Annotated in this window: 15 protein-coding genes and 3 pseudogenes; 16 read left to right on the top strand and 2 right to left on the bottom strand. The window is 31.2% G+C overall.

What is annotated here, in order from left to right; translation table 11 throughout:
• The first annotated feature begins 88 nt into the window (after positions 1-88).
• From IGI52_RS17050 to IGI52_RS17120, 15 genes and pseudogenes are all read left to right on the top strand, one after another.
• Positions 89-721, top strand: coding sequence for a sugar transferase (locus IGI52_RS17050; RefSeq protein WP_438781838.1), 633 nt, complete (start codon positions 89-91; stop codon positions 719-721).
• Between the two features lie 5 nt (positions 722-726).
• Positions 727-1,497: a WecB/TagA/CpsF family glycosyltransferase gene (locus IGI52_RS17055; protein ID WP_438782259.1), complete on the top strand. Its 771-nt coding sequence runs from the start codon at positions 727-729 to the stop codon at positions 1,495-1,497.
• Positions 1,478-2,014, top strand: coding sequence for a hypothetical protein (locus tag IGI52_RS17060; protein WP_438781839.1), 537 nt, complete (start codon positions 1,478-1,480; stop codon positions 2,012-2,014). Before IGI52_RS17055 ends, IGI52_RS17060 begins: the two co-directional genes overlap by 20 nt.
• Positions 2,014-2,670, top strand: a complete 657-nt coding sequence (locus IGI52_RS17065) for a hypothetical protein (protein WP_438781840.1) — start codon at positions 2,014-2,016, stop codon at positions 2,668-2,670. Before IGI52_RS17060 ends, IGI52_RS17065 begins: the two co-directional genes overlap by 1 nt.
• Before the next feature lie 18 nt (positions 2,671-2,688).
• Positions 2,689-3,978 (top strand): hypothetical protein, encoded by a 1,290-nt coding sequence (locus IGI52_RS17070; protein WP_438781842.1) that lies wholly within the window; start codon positions 2,689-2,691, stop codon positions 3,976-3,978.
• Positions 3,975-5,048: a glycosyltransferase family 4 protein gene (locus IGI52_RS17075; RefSeq protein WP_438781843.1), complete on the top strand. Its 1,074-nt coding sequence runs from the start codon at positions 3,975-3,977 to the stop codon at positions 5,046-5,048. The genes IGI52_RS17070 and IGI52_RS17075 overlap by 4 nt, the downstream gene beginning before the upstream one ends.
• A complete protein-coding gene (locus tag IGI52_RS17080; RefSeq protein ID WP_438781845.1) occupies positions 5,045-5,566 on the top strand; it encodes an acyltransferase in 522 nt (173 codons plus the stop codon). Before IGI52_RS17075 ends, IGI52_RS17080 begins: the two co-directional genes overlap by 4 nt.
• A 120-nt stretch (positions 5,567-5,686) precedes the next feature.
• Complete coding sequence (locus IGI52_RS17085; RefSeq protein ID WP_438781847.1) at positions 5,687-5,926, top strand: hypothetical protein; 240 nt, start codon at positions 5,687-5,689, stop codon at positions 5,924-5,926.
• Between the two features lie 225 nt (positions 5,927-6,151).
• A complete protein-coding gene (locus IGI52_RS17090) occupies positions 6,152-7,135 on the top strand; it encodes an acyltransferase (protein WP_438781848.1) in 984 nt (327 codons plus the stop codon).
• A gap of 757 nt (positions 7,136-7,892) precedes the next feature.
• A complete protein-coding gene (locus IGI52_RS17095) occupies positions 7,893-8,078 on the top strand; it encodes a hypothetical protein (RefSeq protein ID WP_438782276.1) in 186 nt (61 codons plus the stop codon).
• Between the two features lie 37 nt (positions 8,079-8,115).
• Positions 8,116-9,003: an LCP family protein gene (locus IGI52_RS17100; protein WP_438781849.1), complete on the top strand. Its 888-nt coding sequence runs from the start codon at positions 8,116-8,118 to the stop codon at positions 9,001-9,003.
• Between the two features lie 268 nt (positions 9,004-9,271).
• A pseudogene (locus IGI52_RS17105) lies at positions 9,272-9,868 on the top strand (IS30 family transposase); the annotation flags it as partial.
• 93 nt (positions 9,869-9,961) lie between these two features.
• Positions 9,962-10,813, top strand: coding sequence for a hypothetical protein (locus IGI52_RS17110; RefSeq protein WP_438781851.1), 852 nt, complete (start codon positions 9,962-9,964; stop codon positions 10,811-10,813).
• Between the two features lie 508 nt (positions 10,814-11,321).
• Entirely contained in the window at positions 11,322-12,488 is a 1,167-nt protein-coding gene (locus tag IGI52_RS17115) for a glycosyltransferase (RefSeq protein WP_438782260.1), read from the top strand.
• Between the two features lie 77 nt (positions 12,489-12,565).
• Positions 12,566-12,802 (top strand): hypothetical protein, encoded by a 237-nt coding sequence (locus IGI52_RS17120; RefSeq protein WP_438782277.1) that lies wholly within the window; start codon positions 12,566-12,568, stop codon positions 12,800-12,802.
• 109 nt (positions 12,803-12,911) lie between these two features.
• Here IGI52_RS17120 and IGI52_RS17125 read toward each other — a convergent pair.
• Positions 12,912-13,624 (bottom strand): annotated as a pseudogene (locus tag IGI52_RS17125) (IS3 family transposase); the annotation flags it as partial.
• A gap of 429 nt (positions 13,625-14,053) precedes the next feature.
• Positions 14,054-15,227: pseudogene (locus tag IGI52_RS17130) on the bottom strand (IS3 family transposase).
• Positions 15,228-15,447: 220 nt separating this feature from the next.
• On the opposite strand from IGI52_RS17130, the gene IGI52_RS17135 reads away from it, so the two are divergent.
• A complete protein-coding gene (locus tag IGI52_RS17135; protein WP_438781853.1) occupies positions 15,448-15,543 on the top strand; it encodes a type I toxin-antitoxin system Fst family toxin in 96 nt (31 codons plus the stop codon).
• The last annotated feature ends 66 nt before the right edge of the window (positions 15,544-15,609 follow it).

Consider the following 15,609-nt stretch of genomic DNA (forward strand, 5'->3'; position numbering starts at 1 on the left):
AGAAAAGTTAACCTTAATGATATTTATTCACGTTTTTGTTTAAATTAAATTTAGTTCAAATTACACGAAGAAAGTTGGTAGATTTAGATTGGAGCAAAATTTTTGGGAGTCTAAAAGTGGATACTGCAATATAGGAAAAAGGGGCATTGATTTAATTTTTAGTGTGATAGGTTTAATCATATTATTTCCTTTATTCTTTATAGTGTTTTTATTAATAAAAATTGATTCGCCAGGACCAATTATTTTCAAACAAACTAGAGTAGGGAAAAATGGTTCTACATTTAAAATGTATAAATTTAGGAGTATGTGTTTTGATGCAGAGGAAAAATTAGAATTGCTCAAAGAAAGAAATGAAATGAGTGGAAAACAATTTAAAATAAAAAACGATCCTCGGGTTACAAATGTTGGTAAATTTTTAAGAAAAACTAGTGTTGATGAATTGCCACAACTTGTAAATGTTTTAAAAGGAGAAATGAGTTTAGTTGGGCCTAGACCCGCTTTATTAGAAGAAGTTAACGAATATTCGGAATATGAAAAGCAAAGATTATTGGTCTTACCCGGATGTTCAGGGTTATGGCAAATTAGTGGAAGAAACAATCTAACATTTGACCAAATGATACACCTTGATTTGATATATATCAATAATATTAATTTTTGCAATGATTTAAAAATTATTTTGAAAACCATTAAAGTTATATTAACTAATGAAGGAGCGTATTAAAATTGATGCTTTTAATGAATCAAAAAAAAAAGATGTTTGGAATTGATATTGATGCTTTAACAATGGAACAAACTATTACATACATTTGTCAGCTAAAAAAACAAGAAAAACCTATCCATGTTTTAGGAGTAAATGCGGATAAAATAAATCAATTTTATAAAGAATCAGAAAGATTCCAAAAAATTATTACTGATGCACAAGTAATTAATGCGGATGGTGCATCAGTAGTATTAGCTTCAAATATTTTAAAAAAGAAATTACCTGAGCGAGTAGCTGGAATAGATTTGATGCAAAATCTATTAACATTATGTGAAAAGAAAGAATATACAGTTTTTTTCTTAGGAGCTAAAAAGCATGTTGTAAAATTGATGGTACAGAATATTGAGAATAGCTACCATAATTTAAAAATTATTGGTTATAGAGATGGTTATTTTGAAAAGAAAGATTGGGATATGGTTGCTCAAAGTTTAAAAAAAAAGTCACCTGATTTTGTATTTATAGGTATTACTTCCCCAACCAAAGAGTACTTAATTGATTATTTTATGAAGCAAGAAATTAACTCAGTTTTTATGGGCGTAGGAGGAAGTTTTGACGTCTTGTCAGGATGTATAAAGAGAGCGCCAGAATGGATGCAGGAATTTAATCTAGAATGGTTATTTCGAGTAAAACAAGAACCTCGTCGGTTATTAAGAAGATATTTTATTGGTAATTTTCAATTTCTATTTAAACTAATTAAGGAAATAAGGAGTAGCAATGATGACGCATTCATATCGTAAAAGGGATAAAAGACAGAAAATTATAACTCAAATTTCAAAAAATTTTTTTGATTCCAAACAAATCTCTGTGTTTTATTCGGATAAAATCTTGGAACAAAAAAGTGTGAATTTTGTAAAAGATCTAGTTGTTGAAGACAAATCAACAACTAAATCTTTAATAGTAAAAATAGTGAAAAGTAAGAACAAATTACCAATCCTTTTTGATGAAAAAAAGATTAATATTCAAGAAAGTTTCGATGAAACAGAAATAAGGTTATCTATTGATGATGTTTCTAAATTTTTTGAAAGTTATGAAAACCATGAATTGAATAAAAATTATAGAAAAATTTATTTAATGTTTAATTCGCAAGATTTTTTAAGTGCTACCGAGATGAAGGATTATTTCTGCGATAGTTTATTTATATTTGATAAAAAGAATGTCAAAAAAGAATATCTTCTTTATATAAGAGAATTAAAAGAAAATCATAAGATAGAGAATATTTCTGTTGTTTTGACAAAAAGCAAAGGGGAAAACTAATGAAAGTTAAAAAAGATACTGTTTTTTTTGCTTTAAAGAAATTTGGTTTACTTATTGTGGTGATAGCAGGAAGCATTGCACTATTTGTAGGAACATTCTATGAAAGTGTTATTCCTAAAATTTATGATGCTAAGAGTCAAATATTAATATCCGAAGATGAAAAGACACGTCAAACAACCATGCAACCTTTTGATTTAAAGTACATAGGTACATATAGTATCTATATGTATACTGACGAATTTTTAATGAATGTGCATGACCAGATAAATTTATCAAAACTAGATAAAAAATATTCCCTTGATGATTTAAAAAATAATTTAAAGATATTGATTAGCGATAATTCTCAAATTGTTTCAGTACAGTTTTTTTCAGATAGTAGCCGAGATAGTATCTATTTATCCAATTTAATTGCAAAAAATGCTGTAAAAAGAATACCTAAAAAATTAAACAATTATCAATTGAGTATGGTATCTAAAGCAAAACGAAGTGAAGTTCAAAAGAGTTTGAATAAGAAACAATTTGTTCTAATTATATTTTTAATGTTTGTTGCGTTAGAAAGCATAATCATTTTATATATTTTTTGTTTTAATGAATATGTTCATTTCAAAAAACAAATAGAAGTAACATTAGGTGAGAAAAAAATCTATGAATTATAAATCAATGGAGCTCTAATAATGAAAATAGAAAAATTTACGCTAGGTGTTTTGGGAATGATGCCGTTAGTAGAATCATTAAATGGGGCATTTCAAGGATGTCATGTTTCGGATCTATATCGAATTTTTTTATTGGTTTTGATATGTATAAGCTTGGTACGGGGTTACTTTTATGTGCAAATTTTAGAAATGCTTTTGCTATGTTTGTTTTTTGTTTTTTTAGTATTAGGAGATTATACCTTTTTACATGGACAATTACAATTTTTTTTAAGTGATTTGAAATCCATTTTTAGAATACTCTTAGCACCTGTGTATTACGTTTTTTTTAATGTTTCTATTTTAAAGGGACGCTTAACTCGAAAAGATTTAGTTCAATTGTTAAGTTTTCTTTCTATATTATATAGTGTTTTAGTAATTGTTCCATCTATGTTTGGGCTTGGATTTGCTACTTATGATACAAGTGGAGAAAGTTTTTTTACGCAACTCAGTGAAGGGGTCGGATCAAAAGGCTATTTTATTGAGGTTAATTCTCTTTGTGCCATATTAATGGGATTTGTAGTATTTACAGGTGAATCCTTTTTTCAAGATTTACGCATAAGTGGAGAACAGTGTATGAAATTCTTTGAATGTAAGATTCATTTCGTAGGATTTTGGTTAAACTGCATTTCACTGTTGTTATTGGGGACAAAAACAGGATTAGTCTTCGTGCTTACTTATTTTTGTATATTTATTCTACGAATTTTAGGTGGTAAAAAAATTTCTAAGCACTTTCGTATTAAATTTTTAGGTTTAATTTTAAGTATATTATTAATGGGTTATGTACTTTTTTATAACACTTTTGTTGACATGATTAATGGAATTTTTGGAAGAGGGGAATATTTCTATAATCAATTTGAAGGAAACCTACTTACCTTTATTACTAGCAGTCGTTCTATGTTTTTAAAAAATACCTTAGATGCAATAGTTTCTTCTAAGGGAGGAAATTATCTCATTCTTTTTGGAGGTGGTTACACTATTAATTTGGAACATTTTTGGGATCCTATTAGAAGAGTTGTAACGGAAATGGATTGGTGTGATTTCTTCTTTTCTTATGGATTAGTAGGCCTAATCAGTTATGTCTTTTTCTTTAGAAAAGGATTGATAAATTATTTTAGATATATAAACACCCCAGTTAAGTTATTATTATTACTTCTGTTTATATACAGTATTTTTGCGGGACATGTATTGTTTAATTCAATGACCGCAACAATTTTAGCGATTTGTTTAGCTTATATAAGTACAGATGGTCATAAGGAGAGTGAAGAAAGTTGATTTTAGTTATTTCGAATATGTATCCATCGCCAAAAGCTCCTAATTATGGGGTATTCGTAAAAAATTTTTGTGAAAAACTGCAAGAAACACACAAAATAAGAGTTATTTCATTAACAAAAAAAGAAAGCATAATGGCGAAAGTATTGGGCTATTTAATCTTTTATATTAATGTTTTTTTTAATTTTGTATTTGGGCGTTATGAATTAGTTTATGTTCATTATGCAGGATATAATAGTCTCCCACTAATTTTGGGATGTGTTTTTAACAAAAAAACTAAATTGATTGTGAACGTTCATGGAAGTGATGTAACACCTGAAAAAAAATTAGAAAGAAAAACTAATTTTTTAACTAAATATCTGGTGCGCTTAGCAGATTTAGTAGTGGTCCCTTCAGTATATTTTGAAAAAGTTGTAAAAGAAAAATATGGAGATGTTCCAACATTTGTTTCTCCATCCGCAGGTATAGATTCAAATATATTTAATACAGATGTATGTGTTTCTAAAGAAGCACATAGTTTCATTATTGGATATGTAAGTCGTATAGATAAAGAAAAAGGTTGGGATACTGCATTATATGCTTTTTCTAAGATACTAAATAAGATTCCAGAAGCTAAATTGATAATGATAGGTAGTGGAAAAGAAAATAAGGAAGCCTTAAATCTAATTGAAAAATTGAATTTAAAACGATATGTACAAAAAATAGAAATGTTAGATCAAAAAAAACTGGCTTATTATTATAATTTATTTGATGTGTTTCTTTTTCCAAGTACTCGAGCCGGAGAAAGTCTTGGACTAGTAGGATTAGAGGCAATGGCCTGTGGATCGCCTGTCATTGGTAGTGAATTTGGTGGAATAAAAACATATGTTAAACATGGGGAAAATGGCTTTTTGTTCGAGCCTAGAAATGTTGAATCATTGGCTCAATCTATTTTAGATTTTTATGACTTAAGTGAAAATCGTAAAAATGAGATTAAATTAAATGCTGTAAATACAGCGAAAGATTACGAAGCAAAGAAAGTAAATAAGCAATTGATTGATAAAGTAAATTTGGTATTGGAAGATATTAAATGAAATTTATAGCCTATCTTTTTTTTAACCTATTAAATAGATTTTTTGTTCCTTATCGATTAGCTAGTTTAGAAAAAAAAATTAGACAATTTAAAAACTTTTTTTTGAAAAAAAATATGGGATTTGTTGGTAAAAATGCGAATGTCAGACCCTATGTAAAATTATCCTATTTAGAAAATATTTCAATAGGAATGAATTCAAGTATAGGAGACAGAAGTTGGATTATAGCTGCCGACAAGGTGATAATTGGAAATGATGTTTTAATGGGACCAGAAGTTATGATTTTTACACAAAACCATGAAATTACAAATACTAACACAAAATTGATTAATGGAGGAACAATAAAGAAACCAGTTTTGATTGAAGACGATTGTTGGATAGGAGCTAGAGTTATTATTTTACCAGGAGCTCATATAAAGAGTGGTACGGTTATTGCTGCTGGTTCTGTTGTTCCTGGAAAAGAATTTCCAAGGAATGTTGTTATTGGAGGAAATCCAGCAAAAGTAATTAAAGAAAGATGAAAAAATATGAATCCTATCAATTCTTTGATTGAAGCTAAGATTGCATTATTTAGTAGTTCTAATAAAGAGTCCCATTATTAAAGGAGTTAAAATATCAATAAAATTGAAAGTGATAAATATATGAAGAGGGTGAGTCCCATAGTAGACGAAAATATAAAACAAAATTGTCTTGATATCGGTGATGTTATAGAGGCTGATACAATTGATGGTTCTATAGAGAGTGGAAGAATAGAGGCATTTGGTGAGCGAACCGTGATTATTTCTAGAGGAACAAAGCGATTTGTAATTAGAAAAACTGTTCTAATAGAAAAGGGATATTCTTTTCCAAAAGTAAAAAGAAATATGTTTATTAACATTTGATGTTACATCAATACTTAATTTATATTTAATGGAATATATCGAATATGCAAGTTCTGTTTTTTTGAACATAATTATTTTCTGGAGTAAAACTAATTCTAACAAATGAATTTGTGAATTGTTTTGATGTTCGCGGCATTACTTATTCTATTCCATTCTTTGGTGGGGTCTAATTATAGTAAAAAAAGTTTATGGTGTTTTATTTTGTATCCGAAAAGAGGTGTTTATATGACTTTAAAAAAAGATTCCAATCTTGAAGTAATTAGAGTCTTTGCTATGCTGCTTGTAATTTTAATGCACGTATTTTCAAATGGGTTTACTGAAGAAGAAAGATTAAATAATCTTCTCTATTATTTAGGTAATAGTGCAGTCCCATTATTCTTAATACTATCTGGATATTCAAATAGTATAAGCTATTCTAAAAAAAAATGGGACTTTTCAAAATACTTCAGAAAACTAATTTCATTATTGATTTACTATATTTTTAGTACTTTTTTTTATTCTCTAGTAAATAAAGTGGATTTTTGGATAAGTCTTATAAGAATTCAAGGTGCTTATCATTTATATTATTTAGTTATTCTCTTTTTATTAATAGCGGTATTCCCTCTATTTTATTGGTGGTTGAATACTAATTATTATTTTTGGATATTATTATTCATAATCTTTTCAATAGCCTCTAATTACTATATTACTTTCCATTTTTCTGAACTGGTTTTTGTTAGTCCTTTTCTTTGGGGAATTTTATTTATAATTGGGATATATTTAGAAAGAAAGAAAGTATTAAAGAATATTGCGATTAAGAAGATTAGTTTGGTTTCAATTATTATGCTAGGACTATACTATGGGATATCTATTCTCAAAATAGACAGTAATCTATATACGGCATTCCTAAATTCCATTGTTAGGTTCAGTTTTTCTATTAGTCTGTTCATCTTACTATATGGAATTGCACCTGTTTTAATAAATAATCCCTTTATTAAAAATTTAGTTATTCAATTGAGTAAATATTCCTTACTAATATATTTGATTCATCCATGTATCATTAATTTTTTAAACAAGTATATTTTTTTTCGTATTATTAATATCCATAGTTTTATATACTGTTTTCTTAGTTTTATATTTGTTTTTGTTATCTCTGTTATATGCAGTATTCTTGTAAAAAAAATTTATTTATTAATAAAAGATCAATTCTTAGATCTATTATCTTATTAAAAAATATACAGGTGAAGTTAGCTTAGATAGAAATGAAGTAAAGGACATTAGTAGTCAATCAGGAATTTATCTTTATTATCATTCATAGTTTATTTGATTTAAAAAAGAGAACTGCTTCTAGAAGCAGGATATTAGTTTTTAACTGCGGAGATAATTTTTTTAAAAAAATAACGGAAGAAATCGTTTTATACTGATAACAAGTTTGTTAGAGGGGAGGAAATAGACCTTGTAGAAATGAATTGTTCCAATTTGTTTTGTGATTATGGCAGGTATTATGCTGCATTCTTGGCAAACCGACACATTAAGTATAGCTGAAATTTCGAGTCTCAGTGTAGTCGCTCTATGCCTAATTTATTGTTTGTCTATAAAAAGATATGAAAAATAAAAAAATGGAAAAAGAGAGTAGGTATTGAAAAAACTTTTTTAAAATAATTTCGGTATTATCATTTCAGATTTTGATCGTATTACTGAGTCAAGTTGTAGCAAATGAAATAATCAACAAGTATAAATTCAAATTTATCAACAATGGAAAGTAGTACAGTGACAATTAGTGAGACGTCTACTAGTTCAACAAATTTAAGTTCTTCAAGCGCAAGTGGTTAATCTACTTCGAAACCAACGGAAACAACGACTTCAATAAAAGAGGAACAATAAAAGGAATTTTGGAGTCTAGGAAACCCATTGCTCAAACATCGAAAAATTCAGCTCTGATTACAGAAAATAATCAATATCTACAATGATAGATGGAGCAGACAGCTTGATTACTTTTGAAAAGGATGAATCGGTAGAAAGCTTCATTAGTAAAATAGGGGAACTAGCTCGTAAAATTGGGAAAGAAAAAAGTGACAATTTTGAAATTAGCTCAGGTAGTATCTTTTCCATTATTTTATATTTTTGTTTAAAAAAACAAAGAACAATTATGAGGTCTTTGGAGATAGAATAATTAAATAGTTAGTATAAATTTAGTTAGGAGAGATAGAATGGCTCTAAAAAAAAGAACCGGAATAAAGATATTTTTGATAAGTTTTGGTATGGTTTTGATAATATTAGGAAGTGTAGCTGGTATATTTTACCATGATGTTTCTGCAACTGCTAAAAAAGTTTACACACCAGTAAAGTCAAAAAATTATAGTTCCAATTTAAATACTTTAAAAAAGAATGGGTCGTTCAAAATATTATTATTAGGAATTGATTCGCAGGAAGGTGAGGGGGGAAGCGAACGAAGAGCAGAAAATATGCATGCAGATACAGTATTTGTTGCTAAAGTAAATCCAGAAAGTAGTAGAACGGACATCATTAGTTTACCCAAAGAGTCTATTGTTTCGATTCCTGGAGAAAGTATAAAGTCTGATAAGCTTTGTAATAGTTATTCTTACGGAGGAGTCACATCTACCATAGAAACCATTCAGCCACTTCTCAATACAAAAATAGATTATTATATGTCTTTAGATTGGATAGGCTTAGAAAAATTGGTGGATCAATGTAAAGGTATCGATATAAATAATCCAATAACTACTAATTATAATGATCATACGTTTGTTACAGGGGAACTTCACTTAGATGGAAAAGCAACATATGATTACTTACGTGGGATTTTTTTAACAGCCTCAAATGAAACAATCAGACAAGAAGCGCAAGCGCGAGTACTTAGTGCAATCTTTACGAAATTAGCTACAGCTAAAAATATTAGTAGTTATCCGGAGTATTTGAACCTTGTAGAGAATAATGTAGAAACAGACTTATCATTTAAAGATTGTATGACAATTGGGCTAAATGACACAAAAGCTTTGAAGAACGTCTCCTTTAAGAATATTCAGGAATTGACACCAACAGAAATAAATGAAGCACATAATATTTTGGAAAAATAATTTCAATGATAACATATGTCTAGTTATGTTATCATTGAAATTCGAAATTTTTGATTACAGAATTTCTGAGCGATAACTCTTTCGATTAAAATTGTGGCAGGATAGTGAACTAGGTATGAGGGGGCTTTATTGAGAATTCGCAAACCTAAAAGTTGTCCTTTTTAAAATTCGCCAATTGTAAAATTGAGCTAGACAACTAAAAAAGTCATTTGTGCTACACTCAAAATAGTTCCGTCCAAAGAATTATTTTGAGTGAGTACAGTTGTCCCTCCCTCTGAAAGGAAAACGCAAACCGAATGGACATCAAGAAAAACGTGGAAAACAAGCTTTTCGTCGCTCGATTCGTCAACGAAACAAAGAGTATTCAAATTATTCCAAAGAATTTGGTCACCTCGAAGGAGATACAATCATTGGTGCGAAACATAAAAGTACTGTTATTACCTTGGTGGAGCGCTTAACCAAAGTGATTATTACACTCAAACCAGATGGCCGACAGGCAAAAGATATTGAACACAGAATGAATCAATGGTTTTAAACGTTTCCTTGTCACGTGTTCAAATCAATCACGTTTGATTGTGGAAAAGAATTTTCAAACTGGAAATCAATTAGTAATGTCAATGACATAGATATTTACTTTACGGATCAGGGTACACCTTCACAACGTGGGTTAAATGAGCATTCTAACGGATTATTGCGAAAAGATGGCTTGAAAAAAGCAATGGATTTTACCAACGTACCAGAGTCATTTATTCAATCCATTGTTTCTAGGAGAAATCATATTCCTAGAAGGTCATTGAATTACCGAACACCATTGGAGGTATTTTTGGATTACATGAATGAAGAGAATTTGTCCAGCTTAATTTGACATTTAGGACAAAAAAGAGAGGGATTAAAAAGATGGGTTAAACTTATCAATGATAAGTTTACAACGGATACATTTCAGAGAGGGGGATTAAATGTGTTTTCAAAAAAAAGGATCAGCCTATGTATGTGCCTAATGTTGGTAGCTTTGTCAATTATTTCTGTGTACGGAAAAGGAGTTGTGTCAGAGGCAAGTGAAGGGGTGCGGGTTTCATTGGGAAATGGGACGACTTCAACCCAAGGGAAATTTAAAATGTCAGATAACATTTTGTTGAATGTTTCTTGGGATTCTAAACAACAATCTTTTTCATTTTGTGTACCAAAAGAGTTTGTTTTAAACAATGATTGTAATTTTCCTTTAAAAAGGAAGGGGAGACTTTTAGGAGAAGCGGATATAGATAGTAGCTCAAATATTGTGAACGTAAAATTAAATGAACCGATTAAACGGGGAAATTTTCACTTTAATGTTAAATTGAACCCTAAAGTATGGGGAGAAAATGATCAGAAATTTATAGATATTTGTGGAGGAACGTTGAACGTATCATCTTTACCTGAAGGGAAGCCTTCCCAAAAAGAAATGATTTTTTCATGGGGAAAATATATTTCAAAGAAAGATATATTAGTAAATGTTCGATTAAATAGTGCTTGTCAATATTTGGAGAAGGTTACTCTTATAATTGAGAGTGAAGATGCTAATAGGTTTAAAAATTTAGAATTACGTAAAAATCTTCAAGAAAGAACTCCTGTAGCTACATATCACGATGGTTTAAAGAGTATATATTTAGGGGATTTAGATACCATGTATAATTTAACACTTGATGCATTGGTGCAGAAACCACTATCTTCTCAAAATAAGTTGGTATTTTGTCTATTCTCTAATGGGGAATTAATAGAAAAATCAGAATTACTTCAAATTGATAAAACGGAAGGGAGTTTTATTAATGAGTGATGCTTTTTTAAAAGGTGTTTACTCAAAATACTGTTGCTTTATTTAGGTATTTTGAGTAGCTCTTTTTGTACTCTAATAAATTTTTCAACTTTGTCTTCTTTGTATTTTGTTTTATATTTTATATTTTATATTTTATTTATTGAAGCTTTTTTTGCAAAAAAAGTAAATGATTCTAAAAAGGGGTATTGTATTATCGCTTGTTCCTTGTTTTTTTTTGTTTGGGGATTGTGCAAACAGTATCCGTATTTAATGCTTGGGTAGTCTTTGGTCCTGTAAGTAGTCTTTTTTATAAGAATAAAATAGTTCTTTTTCTAAAGAAGCTATTTTTCTTTGTACTACTCCTTTTTGTTATACAGATAGTCCAATCGTCTTTAAAAGAGACTGTTGGTTTGTGTAAGTATGCTATTTTTTTTAGCATAGGTATTTATTTTCTAAAAAAATTTTTTTTAGTAATTAGTATAGTAAGGTGAATAGATTGGTTTTTTTAATGCTTTATTACCCTCTTTTTATGAGTTTTATTTATGTTTTTTTTTTGATAGTTGACTTTATTCAGAAAAAGAGTACCCATAAAGGGAATCTGGGATGTTCGTACCCCTTTGTATCGATTCTTATTCCGTGCCACAATGAACAAAAAGTTCTGTATAAACATGTTTCTAAAATAATTGAATGCAATAACTACTCTAATTATGAAATAATTATTATTGACGATGGTTCGTCAGACAATACTAGGCAAGTGATATCTGAATTGATTATAGAATTTTCTAATATTAGGGCCTGCTTAATAGAAACTAATTGTGGAAAAGCCCATGCCTTAATACAGGGAGCGCTTATGAGTAATGCGGATTATTTGTTATGTATAGATGCTGATGCTACATTAAATGAAGATACTGTTCGACAGTTAGTGTCTCCAATGTTAAATAATAGTCAATTAGGTGCAGTAACTGGGCACCCGTTTGTAAAAAATAGATCTTCTTTTTTAGGGAAAATCCAAACGGTAGAATTTCTTACTTTAATAAATATGACGAAAAGGGTTCAAAATTATTTAGGAGCAATTTTTTCTATATCAGGTGTGTGTGCGTTATTTAGGAAAGAGGCATTGATAGATGTAGGTTGGTGGGATCAAGAATGTAGTACAGAAGATGTTTCTATTACTTGGAAGCTTCAAAGAAGAGGTTGGTCCGTAGAATTTATTCCGAGTGCGTTTTGTTGGATGCAAGTTCCATCAACTATTAAGGAATTGTTGAAACAAAGAATTAGGTGGGCCCAAGGAGGTACAGAAGTATTAATTAAAAATTCACTTGTTTTTTTTGCTAAAGGAAATTTTCGTTTGAAATTATTAGGAGCTGAGCAACTGCTTAGTGCTTTTTGGGCGATAGGTTGGTTTGTATCAAGTCCAATTTTCATTTCTAAGCTAGTCCTTACTAAAGAAATTCCTTTTTATTTTTATTCGTCTAATTTTCTATTTCTTATAACATCGATATTCCTAGTAGGAATTGCTATTTTGTTAACTTTTCGAATAGAATATAATATATTGGGGGTGTCTCTTTTTTTTGTGTGGTATATAGTTTGTTTATGGCTTATAAATACTATTGCGTTGTTGATAGGAATCCCTTTAGGGATTAAAAAGATTTTTGAAGGGGGGCAGGCTACATGGAAAAGTCCGGCAAGAGATTAAGGATAATGAATTTGATGAAATATTTAGTTTTACTATTCATTACACTGGTGATTTATTATTTTATAGGTGGCTTCTTAATGGATTTTGAAGGCAGAAGCGCTGTTTTTTTAATTTTCAAACGGATTCTTTTTTTTGTAGTACTATTTATTTCATGTTCCTATTTATTTCTTAAAAAAGAAAAGAACATCATTCAGAAAGATACACGGGGGTGGGATATCCCTGAAGAATTGCAACATATGTATTTTCAAAAAATAGTATATATAGATTCTTCTAAGGTGCTGACCAAGAAACGAATTGAGAAGTTCTATCATTGAGTCTAAGCTTTTTATGGGATGGCAACATTGACAAACCTACAAAAATTCTAAGGTGTCTTGAAAACTTAGTGTTGTTGTTCCGAGTGCCCTTGACAACGCATCTTTTAGGATCTGATTTCCTGCTGGCATTAAATCCGAGCTCATTTTCAAGGGTACGTTGCGCCAAGCTCTGCTGTCGAAATCCAAACGGTGTTTCATAAACTAGCGTTGTTGTGCAGCTGTAAATAATTCCACCAATGGACATAATCAAACAGTTCTAGCCGTACGTGTTCCAATGTCTCAAATTGATACCGGTGAACAAATTCTCCTTTGATTGATTTAGACTCTGCAATCGCACATCCCTTTTTACTTAGAAAACGCGTGATATCAAAGGTGTGTAAAATTTCGTCATTCGTTTGGTTAGCGAATTCTTTTTCGTGATCTGGGCAAAGGCTTATTTGGCTAACGCCGTATTTTTCTTTTTACCACAGGAGTAAACAATAACCTCTCGATTAAATAAATCAAGAATCAGACGGACATAATGTCATTTTTCCCCGACTCGGACATAGGTGAAATCAGTTAAGATGGTTTTTAATGGTGTTTCTTGTGTGAACGTACGATCCAATACGTTTGCCGTTCCGACTTTATTACAAGTTGAAGTGAGGAGCGTGTGTATACGTGGACTGTAATCCTCGCTGTTTCATGATACGACTAATTATTATGTCGGCTCACTTGAAGTTCAAGAGTGGTTAAGCACCGCTTTAATTTACGAGTGTCGTAAGCTTTTCGGTTGCGAATAAATTTTTCTTGAATGAGTGCTTCTAGCTCAGATTCGTTTTCGACTTATTTTGCTTGTTCAGAAGTTCAATATGATTTATCAGAAAAAAAAGCTAAAAGGGTCATCGAAAATTTTGATTCTTATAGTAAAAAAAATTGGATTTTAGAACGGACGTAAAAGTATTACTTCACGCGGTTTATGAAGAATTTCCAAGGTATCGTGAGATTGTTCGTACCTTTTTAAATCTGCGTCTCTGCAAGAAAATTGGTATCGATTTTTGTCACAGTTCGTTATCTCGAAAAGCACCGTGCTGAGTCAAGAAGTCTTGATGGAAATCTTTGTGCAGTTAGCTACAAAGTAAATACTTAGTTCCAAAACAACACGTCTTCAACTGGTTGATTTGACAACAATTCTATTGAATAGAACCTTGTTTTCATGGGTACAGCCTTCTCGGATCGGATCGGATTCTTTCTGGCAGAAGCGTGCTCATTCAATTACGCTGCCTCTCCAGAGGTATCAGATCCGAGCTCACTATCAAGGGTTCGCTTCGCCAATCTCTGTTGTCGAAAGAGGATCGGTGTTTCATACCCTAATGTGCCATGCAATCAAAGGTAGTTCCACCAATGGATATAATCAAACAATTCTTAGACGTAGCTGTCTGTGCCAGTGTCTCAAATTGGTATTGATGCACGAATTCTACTTTGACAGATTTATAGGTTGATTCCGCAACGGCGTTATCATACGGACAGCCCTTCTTACTCAACGAACGAGTAATTTCAAAGCCATTTAAAATCTCATTAATGGTTTGATTATCGATTTCCTTTCCACGATCGATATGGAAAAGTTTGACGTCTGTTAAAGGATAAGGGATCCGTCCAAAGGCTTCTTTTACCAATGAGGCGTCCTTTTTCTCCCCATAGGAATAACCAATAATTTCTCGATTAAATAAATCCAGAATTAAGCAGATATAATGCTCCTTTTTCCCCACGCGAACATAAGTAATATCCGTGACGATTGCTTCCAATGGCTGTTCCTGTGTAAAGGCCCAATCTAATACATTCGCTTTTTCCGTTTCATTACAAGCTGTTTGGTGGCCTTTAAAATGAGCCATCGAATAGGTAGATGTCAATCCGCGACATTTCATGATTCGACCAATTCGGCGTCGACTGAGTTGAAGCTCACGCTTTGCTAAACATTTCTTCAATTTCCGGGTGTCATAGGCTTTTCGGTTACGAATAAATTCTTCCTGTACGACTTCTTCTAACTCAGACTCGTTTTTGACTTTTGACAGGTTGTGCTTGATAATAGTAGGTTTGACGAGAAATAGTTAGAATTTTGCACATCGCTGATATCGAGTATTTCTGCTTGTTGGCATCAATTACTTGTCTTAACATCTTCAATCAGCGCCGCTTGCTTTAAAATATCATTCTCCATTTCGAGCTGTTTGTTTTTCTTTCATAATGCGATCAGTTCTGCTTGTTCCGGGGGTAAGTTATCTTTTTCCTTGAATGAGCCTGTTGACCGTGCTTGCTTCACCCATTTATCGAAGGCTGAAGCGGTCAGCTCATAGTCTCGAATGATTTCTGCGCGCGGTTTGCCTGCAAGGTAGAGATTGACGACCTGTTGCTTGAATTCTTTTGAATAGGTTCTTCGTTGACGTCTTGACATGAAAAATCCTCCAGTGTGTTTTTTATTATTCTACACACCTTATTTTTTCTGTCTAGTCTAACCGATTCATTAGCTTACTTTGAAATGTGAATATTTTACAGATCATTTTCCTGTTGCATTCCACACTTTCTAGGTCATATTGTCAAAAGTAAATCGCCTCTAGATTATTCCATATGATATACTAGCAAAGGCAGCTGCCTCCAAGGGAGGTGTCTCTAACATGAATGAATTCTTCACATTAGTTGTTGCACCACTTTTTGTGGCTCTAGTGACAACACTAGTCGATCATTGGTTAAGTGATCGAGGCGACAACTGAATGCAGCTGTCCTTTTAACTCACGCGCCAGCCGTCGCATCTGGTGAAAAGAAAAGCCCTACTCTGG

This window comes from Enterococcus sp. DIV0187 (genome assembly GCF_051713785.1).
In the GTDB taxonomy this organism is placed as follows: Bacteria; Bacillota; Bacilli; order Lactobacillales; family Enterococcaceae; genus Enterococcus_A; species Enterococcus_A avium.